An 18,099-nucleotide genomic window follows, 5' to 3' on the forward strand; every position below is an offset into this window, starting at 1 on the left:
GTGCACCGCCCTCCGCACGTCTCGTGCTGTGCGCGCGGTGGCTCGTGGGAGGCGCGCGGCGGTACCGTCCGGCGGTGCCCGGAGCAGCGCCCGGGCGTCTCGGCCCGTGGACGTGGTGCGACGTCCCGGCCCTGCTCGACCGGAGGGCCGAGACGTCGCGACGTGCACCGCGGCCTGCAGCGATACTCCCGCGCTGTCTACTGTCAGTAGAGGGATGGGGAGTTCTCTCCATCCAGTGGATGACAGAGCTGCCCGCGCGTGCCGCTATCCTTTCACCCGCGACAGGTAGGGGCACCTGGCAGGAGGGGCCCTGGGACACCGGTGGCACCACTCGCACCCACGGAGACTCTGTGACCTTTCTAGCCCGGCTCCACGACAAGCGACGGTCGATCGCCTCGGTGAGCACCGTGTCGGTCTTCTCAGCGCTCCTGGTCGCGTTCGCGGTCACGTACGACGGTCAGGCCACGGCCGACGTCGAACTCAACGACTCCGGTGTGTGGGTCACCCGGACGTCCGGCGGGGCGCTGGGGCGGTTCAACTTCGAGTCCCAGGCGCTCGACGGCTCGATGCTCGCAGGATCCGCGTCGTTCGACGTGCTGCAGAACGCGGGCAAGGTGCTCCTGGTCGACGACGGCGCCGGCTCGGTGAGCCCCGTGGACGTGGCGCGGCTCAAGCTCGCCGGCTCGGTGCGCCCCCCGACGGGGGCGGACGTGGCCATGGGCGGCTCGAGCGTCGCGGTCCTCGACGGCGAGAAGGGGCTGCTGTGGGTGCTGCCGTTCGCCGGTGCGACGTCGTTCGACCCCGAGACCACCGAGCCCGTCGCCGAGGTCGACGGCAAGGGCGTCGTGCAGGTGTCCCAGGACGGCACCGTCTACGCGCTGGTCCCGGCGACGGGCGAGCTGACGAAGGTCTCGACCGCGGCCACCGGTACGTCACAGGAGGTCACGACCTCGAAGGTGCCGGTCGCGAAGGGGGACGAGGTCGAGCTCACGACCGTCGGGTCGGCCGCCGTCGTCCTGAACCGGACGCAGTCGGAGCTCGTCCTGCCGGACGGTGACGTCGTCGCGCTCGAGGACGGGTCGCAGGCGCGGCTCCAGCAGCCCGGCCCCCAGACCGCCGACGTCGCCGTCGCGACGGCCTCCGGGCTCGTGCTGCAGCCGCTGGACGGAGGAGACTCGGTCACGCGTGCCGCGTCGGGGGTGCCCTCGCCACCCGTCCAGCTGAACGGGTGCACCTACGGCGCCTGGTCGCAGACCGGTCAGGTGCTGCGCGACTGCGACGGCACGGACGGCGACCTCGACAAGCGCCTCGAGGGCCTGGACCCGCAGAGCCGCCTGGAGTACCGGGTCAACCGCAAGGCGATCGTGCTGAACGACCTGTCGGCGGGCACCGTGTGGATGGCCGCCGACGAGTACCAGAAGGTCGACGACTGGGAGCTCGTCCTGCCCGAGCAGGCGGAGGGCGAGGAGTCCGACGCCGAGCTCACGACCCCGGAGCAGGTCGACCAGTTCGTCCTGGACCGCTCGCAGCCCAACCAGCCGCCGCTGCCGCAGGACGACGTGTTCGGTGCACGCCCCGGACGCACGACGCTGCTGCCCGTGCTGGGCAACGACGTCGACCCGGACGGCGACGTCATGACGGCGACCCTCGCGGGCGACGGACCCGACGGAGCCCAGGTGCAGACGGTGCTGGGTGGTGCCGCGCTGCAGGCGATCGTCCCGGAGGACGCCGGGAAGGGGGCCTCCACGTTCCGGTACGCGGTGTCGGACGGCCGCGGTGGTGTGGCCGAGGCGAGCGTGCGGCTCGACGTGTCGCCGTGGAGCGAGAACGCAGCCCCCGAGCAGACCGGCGAGCCGGTCCTCGTGGTCGAGCAGGGCAAGACCGCCGAGATCAAGGTGCTCCCCTTCTTCCGCGACCCCGACGGGGACGACCTGTACCTCGCGGCGGCGTCGGCGACCTCTGCGGGCGACGAGGTGCGCGCGCGCCCGGACGGGACCGTGGTGTTCCGCGACGGCGCCGGCTCGACGGGACGCAAGACCGTCAACGTGACCGTCGCCGACGGCATGGGCGGGGTCTTCGAGGGCGTCCTGCTCGTCGACGTGTCGGGAGCGGGCCAGCTCCCGCCCGTCGCGGTCGCGGACCACGTCGTGGTGCCCGCGGGCCAGCCGGTGCTGGTCGAGCCGCTCCTCAACGACCACGACGCGAACGGTGACGAGCTGCGGCTCGCGAGCGTCTCGGAGTCCGCGCCGGCGCAGATCACGCCCAACTACGGGTCCGGGACGTTCCAGTTCCTCTCGAACGAGCCTCGGTCGTACGACCTGACCTACCAGGTCTCGGACGGTCCCAACGCGACGACAGGGCTGGTGCGCGTGGACGTCCTGCCCGCCTCGGCGGCGGAAGGCCCGCCCATCGTGGTCTCGGACACCGCGCTGCTGCCCTCGGGCGGCAAGACGCTGGTCGACGTGCTCGCGAACGACACCGACCCCGGGGGCGGCGTGCTCGTGGTCCAGTCGGTCAACGTGCCCGACGACGCAGGCGTCTCGGTCGCGGTCCTGGCCCACCAGATGCTCCGGATCACCGAGATCCGCCGCCTCGACGCTCCTGTGACGATCGAGTACACGGTCTCCAACGGGACCCAGACCACGGTCGGCCAGGTGCGGGTGGTGCCCGTGCCGTCGCCCACCAAGCTGCAGCCGCCGAACGCGGTCGCCGACGAGGCCACGGTGCGCGTCGGCGACGTCGTCACGATCCCGGTCCTCCGGAACGACACGCACCCCGACGGGCTCGAGCTGTTCCTCCAGGACGAGTTCGAGCAGGGCATCCCGCCCGAGCAGGGAGAGCTCTTCGTCTCCGAGGGGCAGGTGCGCTTCAAGGCAGGCACGGAGGCGGGGACCGCCTACGCCATCTACCGGGTCCGGGACAAGAACGGCCAGGAGGACTCGGCCCAGCTCACGATCCACATCCGTGACGGCAAGGAGAACTCGCCGCCGCAGCCGCAGACGCTGCAGGCGCGCGTGCTCACCGGAGCGACCGTCCGGATCGCCGTCCCGCTCGACGGGATCGACCCGGACGGCGACTCGGTCCAGCTCACGGGGGTCGCGACCCCGCCGGGCCAGGGCACGGCAGAGGTCACGGACCGCTTCATCGACTACCAGGCCGCCGACGGCGCGACCGGGTCGGACTCGTTCACCTACTCGGTCCTCGACGCCCGAGGCATGGTGGCCACGGGTACGGTCCAGGTGGGCATCTCCGCGCCCCCGGCCACGAACCAGAGCCCCGTCGCGGTCGACGACCTGGTCACGGTGCGCCCCGGCCGAACCGTCGCGGTCCCGGCGCTCGCCAACGACACCGACCCCGACGGCGACCAGATCTCCCTGGTCCCGGCGGCGCTCGAGGCCGACAGGTCGCTCGACGCCGAGGTCGTGGGGAACGACCGCGTGGTCCTGACGAGCCCCACCGAGGCGGGCAGCACGACGTTCTACTACGGGATCCAGGACACCAAGGGCGCACGCGCCGCGGCCGCGATCACGGTCCTGGTGGACCAGGACGCGCCGCTGCTCGCGCCCGTCGCCCGGGACGACACGGTGCCGATGTCCGCGATCCTGGGCCAGACGAGCGTCGACGTCAGCGTGCTCGACAACGACGACGACCTCGACGGTGCCGCCTCCGAGCTCACGGTCAGCACCGACGCCGAGACGGCGACGGTCGGGCCGGACGGCACCGTGGCGGTGACCCTCACCGAGCAGCGACAGGTCATCACCTACGTCGTGACGGACGTCGACGGGCTCACGTCGAAGGCCTTCGTCCACGTCCCCGGGCTGACCGAGCAGGTGCCCGTGCTCCGCGCCGGGATCACGCCGCTCGAGGTCTTGTCGGGCGAGGCGCTGCCCGTCGACATCACCGACTACGTGGTGGTCATGGAGGGGCGCACGCCCCGCCTGACCGGTGAGGACAAGGTCGCACCGCTCAACGGCACCGCCGTGGTCGCCGACGCCACGAACCTCACCTACACCTCGGACCCGGAGTACGTCGGTCGCGCGTCGATCACGTTCGAGGTCACCGACGGCTCCGGGCCCGACGACCCCGAGGGGCACAAGGTGCTGCTGACGCTGCCGATCTCGGTGCTGCCCCCCGCCAACCTGCCTCCCGAGCTCGGTGCGCCCAACGTCGACGTGGCCGCCGGCGAGGAGGGATCGGTCGACCTCGGCCGGTTCGCGACCGACCCCGACGGCGACGCCCTGACGTTCAAGGTGGGTGCCGTCCCTGCCGGGCTCACGGTCAGCGTGAGCGGCTCGACGGCGACGGTCCAGGCCACCCCCGAGGTCGCCAAGGGCACCACGCTCTCCGTCCCGGTCTCGGTGACCGACGGTGGGCACCCGCCCGTCGAGGGCGCGCTCACGGTCAAGGTCGTGGCGTCCACGCGCCCGTTGGCCAAGGCCAACGACGACACGGTCGAGAAGGCCCACCAGGGCAAGGCGGTGCCGGTCGACGTGCTCGCCAACGACAGCAACCCCTTCCCGGAGACCCCGCTCAAGATCACCGCGGCGACCGTCGATACCGGCGAGGGCACGCCGACGATCAACGGCGACAAGGTCACCGTCACGCCCAAGGACACGTTCTTCGGCGTCATGGTGGTCCGGTACCGCGTCCAGGACGCCACCAAGGACCCCGACCGCGAGGTCGAGGGACGCATCCAGATCAACGTCCAGGGACGCCCTGACGCGCCGGGCAAGCCGACCGTCGAGGAGGTCCGGTCCAGGACGGTCGTCCTGAGCTGGGAGCCGCCCGCCAACAACGGGGCCGAGATCACGGGGTACACCGTGAAGTCGAACAACGGGTACAGCAAGGCGTGCGGCACCACGACGTGCACCCTCGACGGCCTGACGAACAACGTCAAGTACACCTTCACGGTGGTCGCGACGAACGAGGTCAACGACTCGGACGCGTCGGTCCCGTCGGCCGAGGCGCGGCCGGACGAGAAGCCGGACCGGCCCGCGCCCCCGACCCTGGAGTTCGGCGACACGTCGCTCAAGATCTCGTGGGTCAACAAGACGTACACCGACCGGTCGCCGATCCAGTGCGTCAACCTCCGGATCTCGCCCGCGGTCGGGGGCAAGGACCAGGCGTGCGTGACCGGCACCCAGTTCGAGTGGACGGGCCTGAAGAACGGCACGTCGTACACGGTCGAGGTGCAGGCGGTGAACGCCGCGGAGGTCAACGGTGCACCGGACCCGTCGGACTGGTCCGGACCTTCGGCGGCCATGGTCCCCGCGGGTGTGCCGTTCGCCTCGGCGGCGCCGTCTGCCGCCCGCGTCACGTCCGCCGTCAACGGTGGCGCCATCGACGTGACCTGGTCCAAGCCTGCCGACGAGAACGGCGACGCGGTCACCGTCTACTACGTCGACCGCTTCAAGAACGGGGCGAAGGACGGGGCCACGGTCACGGTCAACGGCGCGACGCGCCACCAGGCGACCGGGCTCGACAACGAGGCCTCCTACACCTTCACGGTCACAGGACAGAACAAGGCCGGGCGGGGGGCCACGAGCCCCGCGTCCGCGGCAGTGGTCCCGTTCGGGATCCCTGGGGCCCCGGGCAGGCCGGGGGTCTCGGAGTCGAAGGGCGACATCACCGTCTCGTGGCCTGCGGCCGACGCCAACGGCAGCCCCGTGTCGAGCTACACCGTCACGGCGAGCAACGGCACGGCGAAGACCGTCGGCGGGGGGACGTTGTCGGCCGCGTTCGACCTGCCCAAGGGGTCCTACACCTTCACGGTCAGGGCCAAGAACGCCGCGGGCGACTCCCCGGCGAGCGCAGCCTCGGCCGCGATCAACGCGTACACGGTGCCCGCACCGCCGTCCGTGTCGGGACGGAAGAACGGTGCGACGAACCTGATCTTTGACCTGTCGGGTCCCGCGGACGACGGTGGCAGCCCCGTCACGAGCTACCAGTGGAGCTCCGGCGAGGGGGGCACCAGCATCTCGGTGGGCAACGGCTACAGCCAGACGCACAGCCGGTCCGCCAAGGCCTGCAACGCGGCCGGGTGCAGCGGCAGCAGCAACACGGTCACGCTGACCACCGACGCGCAGCCCAACATCAAGGTCGTCCGTGGGTCGAGCGCGGGGGGCGGGATGAACTACTTCCGCGTGGCCTACACGAACCTGCCGGCCGGGACGTACGGGTTCGTCTGCCGTGACCAGCAGCCCGACGGGTCGTGGACCACGATCGGCGGCGGCTACGTCTACTCCTTCAGCCTGAGCGGCTCGGGGACGACGCCCGACTTCGGCTGCTGGTACGGCTGGCCCGGTCGACTCGTGAGCGTCAACCTCAGCGGCGCGGGCGACCAGGCCTGGGTGACACCCGTGCCGTGGTGACCTGGCAGGCGCTCGACCCGACTCCGACCTTCCGCACGACCTCACGAGAGAGCAGCACCCCATGACCTCCATGACCCCCGAGCAGGCCGCCTGGTTCGCTCAGACCTTCGACCGTCTGGTCTCCAACGTGGGACAGGCCGTCCTGGGCAAGGCCCACGTGGTGCGCCTGGTCCTGACCTGCATGCTGTCCGAGGGCCACATCCTCCTGGAGGACGCGCCGGGCACGGGCAAGACCTCGCTCGCCCGTGCGCTCGCCGCGAGCGTCCAGGGCACGCAGAACCGCATCCAGTTCACGCCTGACCTGCTGCCGTCCGACGTGACGGGCGTGACGATCTACGACCAGAAGACGGCGAAGTTCGAGTTCCACCAGGGCCCGATCTTCGCGTCGATCGTGCTCGCGGACGAGATCAACCGTGCCTCGCCCAAGACGCAGTCCGCGCTCCTGGAGGTCATGGAGGAGGGGCAGATCACGGTCGACGGCGTGACGCACTCGGTGGGGCGTCCGTTCATGGTCATCGCGACGCAGAACCCGATCGAGCAGGCCGGCACGTACCGCCTGCCCGAGGCGCAGCTCGACCGCTTCCTCATGAAGACCTCGCTCGGCTACCCGGACCACGCCGCCACGGTCGAGATCCTCCAGGGTGCCTCGGTGCGGGACCGCAGCGCGACCCTGCAGGCGCTCATCACGACGCAGGCCGTCGCGGAGATGGCGGACCTTGCCGCGGGCGTCCACGTCGACGGTGCGGTGCTCGAGTACATCTCGCGCCTGGCCGAGGAGACGCGCGGCGCGAGCGAGTGCCGGGTCGGCGTCTCGGTCCGTGGGGCGCTCGCCCTGGTGCGTTGCGCCAAGGTGTGGGCGGCCGCGCACGGGCGCAACTACGTCCTGCCCGACGACGTCAAGGAGCTCGCGCTGCCCGCCTGGGCGCACCGCCTGGTCCTCGACCCCGAGGCCGAGTTCGCCGGCGCGACGAACGAGGGCGTGCTCGCGCGCATCCTCGCGGACGTCGCCGCGCCGCAGGAACGCCGGTCGGCCTGACGCGATGACCACGACCGAACCCGCTGTCGCCCCGCGCAGCAACCCGACCGGACCGGGCGCTCCGGCCGAGGCCCCGACGAACGGCTCCGGCCCGACGACGTCCCGCCCCGGCCAGGACCCGGCCCCGGCGCCGGGCGCACCGTCCGGGCGCCGTCGACGGAAGGCCTCGAAGGCAGCGTCGACCGACGGACCGGCGGCACCCGCACGCCCGACGTTCGCGGCGCCGTCGGGCGGGAACGACGACGACGGCCCGGGCGAGCGCCTGCGCACGCTGCTCGCCCCGGTGACCGGTCCGGTCGCGAAGGGGCTGGCCCTGGTCGCCTCGGTCGTGAGCCCCTTCGGCTGGGCGGTCCTCGTGGGGCTCGTCGCGGCCTGGTGGACCGGGCTGGTCTTCTCGTGGGTCGAGCTCCTCGCGGTCGCGATCGTGGCGACCGTGGCGATGCTCGGCGCGGTCGCGTTCGTCCGCGGGACGTTCCGGTACACCGTGCACCTCGACCTGGGGCAGCGGCGCGTCACGGTGGGGGACCGGGCCGTCGGCACGCTCGAGGTGAGCAACGCCTCGCAGCGCCCGCTGCTGCCTGCGGTCATGGAGCTGCCCGTCGGGGCCGGGGTCGCGTCGTTCCCCGTGCCGCGGCTGCGGTCGGGGGCGAGCCACGAGGAGATCTTCACCATCCCGACGCACCGCCGCTCGGTCATCCCCGTCGGCCCGGTGCGCTCGGTGCGCGCGGACCCGCTGGGACTGCTGCGCCGCGAGGTCGTCTGGACGAACCCCGAGGAGCTGTTCGTGCACCCGCGGACGAAGAACCTGTCGGGGTCCTCGACGGGCTTCCTGCGCGACCTCGAGGGCCGCGTCACCCAGGACATCTCCAACTCCGACGTCTCGTTCCACGCGCTGCGCGACTACGTCCCCGGCGACGACCGTCGCCACATCCACTGGAAGACCACCGCCCGCACCGGGCAGCTCATGGTCCGGCAGTTCGAGGAGACACGGCGCTCGCACCTCGCGGTCGTGCTCTCGACCCGCGCCGAGGACTACGCCCACCCCGACGAGTTCGAGCTCGCGGTGAGCTCGTGCGGCTCGCTCGGCCTCCAGGCCATCAAGGAGGACCGCGGGCTGACGGTCCTCGTGAACGACGGCAGCCTGCGCGGTGACAACCGCGTACGGCTCCTCGACGACCTCGCCCGGGTCGAGACACGGTCGCTGCGCACGAGCCTCGTGGACCTGGCCCGGGTGGCCGGCACGAGCGTCACGGACGCGTCCGTCGTCGCGCTCGTCGTGGGGAGCGCCGTCTCTCCCGCCGAGCTGCGAGCCGCGTCGGCCAGGCTGCCCCAGGACGTGCGGGTCATGGCGATCCAGTGCGTCCCGGGGGCGAAGGTCAGCCGCCACCGGATCGCCGAGCTCGTCGTGCTCACCATCGGGGAGCTCGGCGACCTCCCCCTCGCGCTGCGGAGGCTGAACGACTGATGACCGAGAACGACACGCGGGGCCGGCTGGCCCCGCCGACCGGTCCCGGCGCGGAACCCGGCCACACGGGCGGGACCGGCACACGGTCGAACCTGACCACGGCACGCTCGTCGACCCGGCTGCGCGGCGCCGACGGGCCGCGCGCGCTGCGGGCGACCGGGGCCGTCGACGCCCTCGCGCTCGTCGTCATGCTAGGGGCGGCCGCGGTCGGCCTCGGCCCGGCGTGGGGTTCGACGGCCTACCTCCTGCCCGCTCTCGGGGGCCTCGTGCTGGGGCTGGGCGTCGCATGGCTCGGAGCCTGGCGGCGCTGGGGCACGGTCACCGTGACCGCGGCGGCCATGGTCGTGTACCTGGTGCTCGGGGGACCGTTCGCGCTGCCCGCGACGACCGTCGCCGGGGTCCTGCCGACCCTCGAGACGTTCCGCGGCCTGCTGCTGGGAGCCATCACCGGGTGGAAGGAGATCGTCACCTCGGTGCCGCCCCTCCAGTCCTTCCCGGAGCTGGCCGTCGTCCCCTTCCTGCTGCTCTTCCTGACCGCGACGGTCGCCGGCACCATCGCCTGGCGCGTCCGTGCCGGGCAGTGGGCGCTGTTCCCCGTCGTCGTCGCGTTCGTCGGGGTGGTCCTGCTGGGCACGGTCGTGCCCGCGTTCCCCGTGGCCCAGGGACTGGTGCTCGTCGTCGTCGGGCTCCTGTGGGGCTCGTGGCGCGCGACCGAGGCGCGGCTCGGCGAGCGCCAGGTCCTGACGGCCGCGAGCGTCGTCGCGACCCGGCGCCTGCGCTGGCACCGGGCGCGTGGTGGTGCGGCGATGCTCGCGCTGGGCGCGGTCGCCGCGGTCCTGCTCGTCCCGGTCGTGACGCCGGACACCGAGCGCATGGTCCTGCGCGAGCAGATCGTCCCGCCGCTCGACCTCCACGAGTACGTGAGCCCGCTGGCGTCGTTCCGCAAGTACGCCAAGGAGATGACGGACGACGAGCTGTTCACGGTCGACGGCCTGCCCGCCGGTGCCCGTGTACGTCTTGCGACGCTCGACACGTACAACGGCGTGGTCTACGACGTCTCGAGCGGTGCGGGCTCGGGGGTCTTCACACGCGCCGGCGACCAGATCGCGACGGTCGCCCAGGGCACCCCCACCGACCTGACGGTCACCATCGGCGACTACCGGGGAGTCTGGCTGCCCGACGTCGGGGCGCTCGCGGGCGTCCGGTACACGGGGGACCGTGGCGAGGCGCTGAGCAGCACGACGTACTACAACTCGGAGACCGGCACGGGCGTCGTGACCGCAGGCCTGCGTTCCGGTGACGAGTTCCGACTCGACGCGATCGTCGCACCGACCCCCTCGGTCGAGGACCTGCAGTCCTCGCACATCCTCGACGCGGAGCTCCCGACGCCGCGCAACGTCCCGGACTCGGTCGGGGGCAAGGCCGCGCAGTTCATGGCCGAGGAGACGGACCCGCTCGTCCAGCTCAAGAACCTCGAGACGGGGCTCGAGGCGAGCGGGATCTTCTCGAGCGGGCTCGAGACCCAGCTTCCCTCCCGGCCGGGCCACTCGGCCGAGCGCATCGACACGCTGCTCGCGGCCGACGAGATGATCGGCGACGACGAGCAGTTCGCCGTGGCTCTCGCGCTCATGGCGCAGTCGGCAGGCATCCCGGCCCGCGTCGTCATGGGCTTCTACCCGGACCCCGAGGCCTGGGAGGCGGGCACGCCGTTCGTGGCCACGGGGGCCGACGTGCACGCCTGGGTCGAGGTCCCGTTCGCGGGCTACGGCTGGGTCCCGATCGACGCGATCCCCGAGGAGGACAACAAGATCGAGCCCGAGCCCAAGAGCGACCAGGTGCCCAAGCCCCCGGTCCTCGAGGACCCGGAGCCGCCCGAGGAGCCGGCCGACGCCGAGGCAGGCACGGTCGACGACGAGGAGAAGAAGGACGACGCCGAGTCGAACGCGTTCGACTGGGGCCGCGCCGCACTGGTCGCGGTCGCGGTGACGGTACCGCTCCTCGTCCTCGCCCTGCCCCTGCTGCTGGTCCTCCTGCTCAAGTCGCGGCGCAGGAAGCGGCGGCGCTCCGCAGACCGTCCCGTGGACCGCATCAGCGGCGGCTGGCGCGAGGTGCTCGACGCCGCCACGGACCTGGGTGCCCCGGTCCCCGCGGGTGCGACCCGCCGCGAGGGCGCCGGCACGCTGGCCGAGGCGTTCCCCGTCGCCGCGGCGCCGACCGTGACGCTCGCCCGCTCGGCCGACGCGACGGTGTTCGGCACCGGTGACCCGAGCCCTCAGCAGGTCGACGCCTTCTGGAGCGAGGTGGACTCGGTCCTGGTGGGCATGAGGTCCACCAGGCCTCGCGGACAGCGCCTGCGCGCAGCGGTGTCGCTACGATCCCTGCGGGGTGCTCGACCGGCGTGGGTCCCCTCCTGGGTCCCGGCGCTGCGCCGACCGGCCCGATCGTCCGCCCGGACCGTCACGAGACCACCGACCGGTTCCGGCCCGAAGCCAGGGGAGTCCTGATGTCCGAGCAGCTGAGCTGCAGCGCCTGCGGCACGGCGCAGCCTGCGGGTTCGTCGTTCTGCGCCGTCTGCGGGACGAAGATCCCCAGCACCGCGGTGCCGTACGGCGTGCCCGCCGGCGGCGCACCCTCGTCGGGCCGCGAGCCGTCGATCGCGATCACGACCGAGCGCGACGTCGCTGCGGCGACCCAGCGCGCGGTCCCGTTCCCGCGAGGGGCGGACGCGGCCGCGCCGCGGGCGGGGCTCGACGGCGCGCCGGTGGCCGGCACGGGACGCAGGTTCCTCGCGTTCCTGGTCGACACCGCCGTGGTCTCCCTGGTCTTCGCGGCCGTGCTGCTCGGTGGTGGCGCGGTGGCCGGGGTGTCTCCGACCGCGCTGGCCTCGGTCACGACCCAGGCCGAGGCCCAGGAGATGCTCGGCAGCCTGCTGTCCGTGTACGCGGTGGCCGGAGCGGTGTCGCTCGCGTGCTGGGTCGGCATCTGGGTCTGGGAGGGGCGCACCGGCCGGACGCTCGGCAACCTCGCGACCGGCGTCCGGCCCGTCCGGGCCGAGGACCGGTCACCCCTGGGCTTCGGGCGGGCGGCGCTCCGCTGGATCATCACCTTCCTCGGCGCCCTCGCCCTGTGGGTCGGCGAGCTGCTCGTCGTCCTCTCCCCGGCGTTCGACAGCTCGGGGCGGAACCAGGGATGGCAGGACAAGGCCGCCAAGGCGCTCGTGCTCGACGTCCGAGGGCTCCCTGACGGGAACGCCGTCGTCGGTGCTGTCGGGCACCCGAGCACCCACCAGGTCGCGACGCCCTCGAGCGGGTACCGCGCTCCCTCGCCGTCGGAGCCCGTCCCCGCCGCCCGGCCGTTCGCCGCGCAGCCCGCCGGCCAGGCGCCGGGGACCGGTGCTCCCCCCGTCGGCGACCCCTGGGCCTTCCCACAGCGGCCGCACCAGCCGCACCAGCCGCAGCAGCCCTCGGTCGCGCCCGTGGACGGGCTGATCACGGGCGTGCCAGGCGCTGCGCCGGCGTCGGGCTCCGCGCCGGTCACGCCGCCGCCCGTCCCCGTCGTGGTCGCTCCGACCGCGGCGACGACGGCGCCCGCGCACGAGGAACCCGACTGGGACTCGACGCGCCTGAGCGCCCGGGAGCTCCGGCACGAGGTGCCGCCCGCGCCCGGGGCCGTGCTCGAGCTCGAGTCGGGTCAGCGGGTCCCTCTCTCCGGACCCGCGCTCGTCGGACGCAACCCGCAGGCGACGGGGACCGAGGCCAGGACCCTCGTCCGGGTCGAGGACCCCACGCGGTCGGTCTCCAAGACGCACGCCGAGCTCGGGTTCGACGCCGGCGGCCTGTGGGTGCAGGACCGTGGGTCGACGAACGGGACCGTCCTCCTCCGGCCCGGTGGGGCGCCCGTGGCGCTCGACGCGGGTGTGCGGGTACCCGTGCCCGTCGGCTCGGTGATCACCGTCGGGGACCGGCGCATCGTCGTCCACCCGGGGACCGGCGCATGAGCGGATGGCCCGCCGGGGTGAGCCTGGTCTGGGGCGCGAGCTCGCACCGGGGGGCACGGCGGCTCCTCAACGAGGACAGCTTCCTCGCCGCCGGCTCGGTCTTCTTCGTCGCCGACGGCATGGGCGGGCACGACGCCGGCGAGGTCGCGAGCTCGGCGACCGTCGACGCCCTCCGTCCGCTCGGTGCGCTGGCCACGGTCTCGCCCGAGGACGTGCGTGACCGGCTCGTCGTGGCGCAGGACGACGTCCGCGCCATCAGCACCGAACCCGGCCGGGGCGCCGGGACGACCGTGACCGGCGTCGTCGTGGCCCAGATGGAGGGCATGCCGTACTGGCTCGTGGTCAACATCGGTGACTCGCGGACCTACCAGATGTCGCACGGGGTGCTCGAGCAGCTGAGCGTGGACCACTCGGAGGTCCAGGAGATGGTGGACGCGGGGCTGCTCACCGCGACCGAGGCGCTGACCCATCCGCGACGCCACGTCGTCACGCGCGCCGTCGGGGCCTCGCTCCCGCCCGAGCCCGACTTCTGCTGGGTGCCCATCGCCGCGCGGGACCGGATGCTCGTGTGCTCCGACGGCCTGACGGGCGAGCTCTCGGACGAACGGATCGCGGAGATCCTGCTCGCTCAGCCGGACCCCCAGGCTGCGGCCGACCGTCTGGTCAACGAGGCCATCGTCGCCGGAGGGCGGGATAACATCACTGTCGTCGTCGTCGACGCGACCGGGGCGTGGGGGGACACCAGCGACGGTTCCACGGCCCCCCGCGAGAACCTGGAGTACGCCGACGAGGACACCTTGCCGCGAGAGATTCGCCTTCAGATGGGGGACAGGTCGTGAGACTGCGCTACGACACCGGGAGCGCGTTCGGGTTCGTCCGGGGTGGTGCGATCGTCGTCCTCCCCGAGGGTGCGACGAGCGAGCTCGTCGGACGCCTGTGGGACGGCCTCGACGCGGCAGGGGACACCGACGTCGAGGTCATCGAGGTCATCCAGCTCCTGACCGTGGTCCTCGGGGCGACCTTGCGGACCATGCCGCCGTTCGCCGTCGCGGTCGTGTCGGGGCGACGCGTGCAGGTCGCCGTCCGTGGCGAGGTCTCCGTCACGCTGAGCACGTCCTCGGCCCGGGTCCACGTGGACGGCGACGACGTGACCACCTGGTCCGAGCGTCTCGTGGACGACGTCGAGGAGGTCTCCGTCCAGCTCGGGGTCGAGGACGCCCCTGCCCTGGAGGCGGGTCCGGGACAGGTGGCGCTCGTCGGCCTCCCGCTCGACGCGGGTGTGGTGCTGGTGTCGCGGATCGTCCGGCACCTCGCCGGGACGTCCGCCGCGCCCACGGCCACCCCCCGCGAGGAGCGAACGGCGACGCCGGCCGCCGTCGAGGTCCACGCGGTGCCTGCTGCCCGCCCGACTCCCGCGTTCGAGCCGGTCCTGGTGGGGAGCGCGGTGCCGACCGTGGACGAGACCCTGACCCCGCCGCTCGCCTCGGTGCCGAGCCTCTTCGCCGTCGCCGTCGACGGCGGCACCGACGACGATGCCGCCCTGGTCGCAGCGGTACCGAGCCTCGGGGAAGCCTCTGACGACGAGGTCGTGCCGACGCGCTCACCGGTCGACGAGCGGTCGGCCGAGACGATCGTCTCGATGGAGACGATCGCGCCCGAGCTCACGGTCGTCCCCCCGGCCGACGACCTCGACCTCGACCTCGACCTCGACGGCGACCGCGGCGACCTCGGCGACCTCGACGCAGTGGCGGCCGACGCCGACGGTTACGGGCACCTCTGGGAGTCCACCGTCCTACGGACCGTCGAGGACGCCGCGATCCGCATCGACGAGGAGGACGAGCAGGTCGACGCGCCGCCCGCCCCGGCTCCCGCCGCCGTGCCGTCGGTCGAGAGCGCGGCCCCCGTCCCGGCACCGCCCGCAGGGACGCCCCAGCCCGTCGCCAGCATGATCGACGGGATCCCTCGGGAGTGGAGCGGGTCGGCGCCCGCAGCGACGGCCGGGTACGAGCCGGCGCCCGGGCAGGACCAGGAGGGGGACGACCACGACGGGCACACCGTCTTCTCCTCGGTCATCGCCGACCTCCGCGCCCAGGTGTCCGGTGCCGGAGCGGCCACCTCCGTCCCTGCGCCGCCCGCACCCCTCGATCTGCCCGGAGCGGCCGCACCGCTCGGCGTCGTGCCCTTCCCTGCCGTCGTCCCTGCGGCAGGTCCCGCGCCGGTCGGCAGCCCGGCCGCAGGTCCGACCTCCGCTGCAGGGCCGAGCTTCGCGCCGCCCGCTCCTCCGGGCTCGCAGCAGATCCTGGCCCGCACGTGCCTGGACGGTCACGCGAACCCCCCGTCGCGGGAGACCTGCGGGCGCTGCGCACACGTCCTGGTGGGGGACGCCCACCTCGTGACCCGGCCCTCGCTGGGCCGCTTCACGCTCTCCAACGGCCAGGTCGTGGAGCTCGACCGCCCCGTCGTGCTCGGACGCCGCCCTCGCACGACGCGAGCGCAGAGCAACGACCTGCCGCGCCTGGTCGCGGTGCCGAGCCCGGAGCAGGACATCTCGCGCTCGCACGTCGAGATCCAGCTCGAGGGGTGGCACGTGCTGGTGTGCGACCTCAACACGACCAACGGCACCACGCTCCTGCGCCCCGGTCAGCCGCCTCGGCGCCTGCACCCGGGGGAGCCTGCGATGGTCGTGTCGCACGACGTCGTCGACGTGGGCGACGGCGTGACGTTCACCTTCGAAGGGTTGCTATGAGCAGCAAGCGTGCCCCGTCGCCGCCGCCGCTGATCGACGGGTACGAGTACGTGTCGGTCGTCGGTTCCGGCGGTTTCTCCGACGTCTTCCTGTACCAGCAGCAGCGCCCCCGGCGCCGGGTGGCGATCAAGGTCCTGCTGCACGAGTGGTCGAGCGAGTCGCAGCGCGCCGCGTTCGACGTCGAGGCCGACCTCATGGCGACCCTCTCGACCCACCCGTCGATCGTGACCATGTACGAGGCGAACGTGACGTCCGACGGACGCCCCTACCTCGCGATGGAGTACTGCTCGCGGCCCAACCTGGGGGCCCGCTACCGGTCCGAGCGGCTCAGCGTCGCCGAGGCGCTGCGTGTCGCCGTGCAGATCGCGGGAGCGGTCGAGACCGCGCACCGGGCCGGGATCCTGCACCGCGACATCAAGCCGGCGAACATCCTCGTGACCGAGTACGGCCACCCGGCGCTCACCGACTTCGGCATCTCCTCGACCATGGACGACGCCTCCCGGGCCGAGGGCATGTCGATCCCGTGGTCGCCCCCGGAGTCCTTCGCCGAGGACCCGTGGGCGGGCAAGGAGACGGACGTCTGGGCGCTCGCCGCCACGACCTTCACCCTGCTCGCCGGGCGGGCGCCGTTCGAGCTGCCGGGCGGGTCCAACTCGAGCGCGAGCCTCATCACGCGCATCGAGTCGACGCCGCTGGCCCCGACCGGACGCACCGACGTGCCGGCCTCGCTCGAGCGCGTGCTCGGCACCGCCATGGCCAAGAACCCGGCCTCGCGCTACCCGACGATGCTCGCCTTCGCACGGGCTCTCCAGCAGGTCCAGAACGAGCTCTCGCTCGCGGTGACCCCCATCGACGTGCTCGCCGACACCGGGGTCACGCAGGAGGAGGAGGCCGACGACGACGGCGGCACGCGGCTGCGCGCGGTCGTCTCGATCGACCCCCGCGGAGGAGGCGGCGGCGGGGTCTACCCGACCGGTGCCCCGTCGACGACCAGCGGGACCGCCCCGGTCCAGCGGCACGTGCCGGTCGCAGCGGCGACGGGCGGGTCCGCTCCGGCGGGGCACGCTCCCGCGCCGCTCGCTCCTGCGGTGCCCGGTGCGCACGCCGGGCATCCCGGGGCGGGGACGCCCGCCCAGGTCGCGTACTACGCGCCCGCACCCGCGCGCCCGGCCCAGGCTCCGGCGTCGGGCACGGGGTACGTCCCGGCGCGCCCCGCCGCCGGCCCGGGGAGCACCGGGACCGCCGTGTGGGGGCCGCCGGCCGACGACACCGTGCACCGCGCCCCGGGCTCCTCGCCCGAGCCCGAGCAGGCAGGGCCGCGCCCACGGCGTGCCCTCTGGCCGTTCCTCGCAGGCGCCGGGGTCCTCGTGCTCGTGGTGGTCGGGATCTACGCGCTCCTCCCGGACGGGACCGCGACCGACACGGACACGGGCGGTACGACCTCGGCGGACGAGCCGGCCGACGTGCCGAACGACAACCTCGGCGACCTGGTCCCGCCCCCCGAGAACCTGCAGGCGCAGTACGACGTCGCGAGCGGGAGCGCTCTCTTCACCTGGGAGCCGCCCGAGGGCATCGAGGTCGGCGACACCTACGCGTGGCAGCACATCGACCCGACCAAGGAGACGCGGTCTGCCCCGGTGCCCGCGGGAAGCGAGTCCGTGAAGGTCCCCGCGGGGGAGACCGAGACCGTCTGCGTCGAGATCCGTACCGTCCGTGACGGTAAGCCGTCCGTCCCGGCGAAGGGCTGCGTGAACCCATGAGCGACCTGGCGATCGAGTTCTGCGGCGAGTGGTTCCGCCCCGTCCCCGGCGGGACGTTCGACATCGGGCGCGACGGCGACCTCGAGATCGAGGACAACCCGTACCTGCACCGGCACTTCCTGCGCATCTCGCACGAGAACGGCATCTGGTGGCTGGCGAACGTCGGCTCGCTGATCTCCGCGACCGTCTGCGACGCCGGCGGCGGCGTCCAGTCGTGGTTGTCGCCCGGCAACCGCCTGCCGCTCGTGTTCCCCTCGATGTCCGTCGTCTTCACCGCCGGGCCGACCACCTACGAGCTGCGGGTCCAGCTCCAGGGGGCTCCCTACCAGGAGATCCGCTCCGAGGAGCCCTCCGACGGCGCGACCACGATCGGCGCCATCCCCTTCACGATCAGCCAGAAGCAGCTCATCCTGGCGCTCGCCGAGCCCGTGCTGCGGCGGGACGGGACGGGACTCTCCGAGATCCCGACCTCGGCCGACGCCGCACGCCGCCTCGGCTGGGCCACGACCCGCTTCAACCGCAAGCTCGACAACGTGTGCGAGCGGCTGGACCGCATCGGCGTCAAGGGTCTGCGCGGGGGAGTCGGGGCGCTCGCCACGAACCGTCGTGCACGGCTCGTGGAGTACGCGGTGGCCTCACGCCTCGTGACGACCGAGGACCTGCCCCTGCTCGACCTGGTGGACGAGAGCTCCTGAACACCGTCCACGCACCTGCTACGAAGGAC

At 73.2% G+C, this 18,099-nt stretch carries 9 protein-coding genes; all 9 read left to right on the forward strand.

The features are described from left to right. Positions 1-350: 350 nt before the first annotated feature. Entirely contained in the window at positions 351-6,371 is a 6,021-nt protein-coding gene (locus tag ACFVQ3_RS09480) for an Ig-like domain-containing protein (protein WP_387637927.1), read from the forward strand. 61 nt (positions 6,372-6,432) lie between these two features. Further along, positions 6,433-7,407, forward strand: coding sequence for an AAA family ATPase (locus tag ACFVQ3_RS09485; RefSeq protein ID WP_387637930.1), 975 nt, complete (start codon positions 6,433-6,435; stop codon positions 7,405-7,407). A 4-nt stretch (positions 7,408-7,411) separates the two neighbouring features. Then, positions 7,412-8,872 (forward strand): DUF58 domain-containing protein, encoded by a 1,461-nt coding sequence (locus tag ACFVQ3_RS09490; protein WP_387637933.1) that lies wholly within the window; start codon positions 7,412-7,414, stop codon positions 8,870-8,872. After that, complete coding sequence (locus ACFVQ3_RS09495; RefSeq protein ID WP_387637936.1) at positions 8,872-11,376, forward strand: transglutaminase family protein; 2,505 nt, start codon at positions 8,872-8,874, stop codon at positions 11,374-11,376. Before ACFVQ3_RS09490 ends, ACFVQ3_RS09495 begins: the two co-directional genes overlap by 1 nt. Beyond that, complete coding sequence (locus ACFVQ3_RS09500) at positions 11,376-12,869, forward strand: RDD family protein (protein ID WP_387637938.1); 1,494 nt, start codon at positions 11,376-11,378, stop codon at positions 12,867-12,869. The genes ACFVQ3_RS09495 and ACFVQ3_RS09500 overlap by 1 nt, the downstream gene beginning before the upstream one ends. Continuing rightward, a complete protein-coding gene (locus ACFVQ3_RS09505) occupies positions 12,866-13,708 on the forward strand; it encodes a PP2C family protein-serine/threonine phosphatase (protein WP_387637940.1) in 843 nt (280 codons plus the stop codon). Before ACFVQ3_RS09500 ends, ACFVQ3_RS09505 begins: the two co-directional genes overlap by 4 nt. After that, on the forward strand, positions 13,705-15,615 hold the full coding sequence (locus ACFVQ3_RS09510) for an FHA domain-containing protein (protein WP_387637942.1): 1,911 nt from the start codon (positions 13,705-13,707) through the stop codon (positions 15,613-15,615). The genes ACFVQ3_RS09505 and ACFVQ3_RS09510 overlap by 4 nt, the downstream gene beginning before the upstream one ends. Next, positions 15,612-17,375 (forward strand): serine/threonine-protein kinase, encoded by a 1,764-nt coding sequence (locus ACFVQ3_RS09515; protein ID WP_387637945.1) that lies wholly within the window; start codon positions 15,612-15,614, stop codon positions 17,373-17,375. Before ACFVQ3_RS09510 ends, ACFVQ3_RS09515 begins: the two co-directional genes overlap by 4 nt. Next, on the forward strand, positions 17,372-18,070 hold the full coding sequence (locus tag ACFVQ3_RS09520) for a hypothetical protein (RefSeq protein ID WP_377676013.1): 699 nt from the start codon (positions 17,372-17,374) through the stop codon (positions 18,068-18,070). Before ACFVQ3_RS09515 ends, ACFVQ3_RS09520 begins: the two co-directional genes overlap by 4 nt. The last annotated feature ends 29 nt before the right edge of the window (positions 18,071-18,099 follow it).

Source organism: Oerskovia sp. NPDC057915, assembly GCF_042887685.1.
GTDB lineage: Bacteria > Actinomycetota > Actinomycetes > Actinomycetales > Cellulomonadaceae > Oerskovia.

Coding starts and splice junctions, on each gene's coding strand:
- ACFVQ3_RS09500 (WP_387637938.1), top strand. CDS start 11,376: ATGTCCGAGCAGCTGAGCTGCAGCGCCTGCGGCACGGCGCAGCCTGCG.
- ACFVQ3_RS09520 (WP_377676013.1), top strand. CDS start 17,372: ATGAGCGACCTGGCGATCGAGTTCTGCGGCGAGTGGTTCCGCCCCGTC.
- ACFVQ3_RS09515 (WP_387637945.1), top strand. CDS start 15,612: ATGAGCAGCAAGCGTGCCCCGTCGCCGCCGCCGCTGATCGACGGGTAC.
- ACFVQ3_RS09485 (WP_387637930.1), top strand. CDS start 6,433: ATGACCTCCATGACCCCCGAGCAGGCCGCCTGGTTCGCTCAGACCTTC.
- ACFVQ3_RS09490 (WP_387637933.1), top strand. CDS start 7,412: ATGACCACGACCGAACCCGCTGTCGCCCCGCGCAGCAACCCGACCGGA.
- ACFVQ3_RS09505 (WP_387637940.1), top strand. CDS start 12,866: ATGAGCGGATGGCCCGCCGGGGTGAGCCTGGTCTGGGGCGCGAGCTCG.
- ACFVQ3_RS09495 (WP_387637936.1), top strand. CDS start 8,872: ATGACCGAGAACGACACGCGGGGCCGGCTGGCCCCGCCGACCGGTCCC.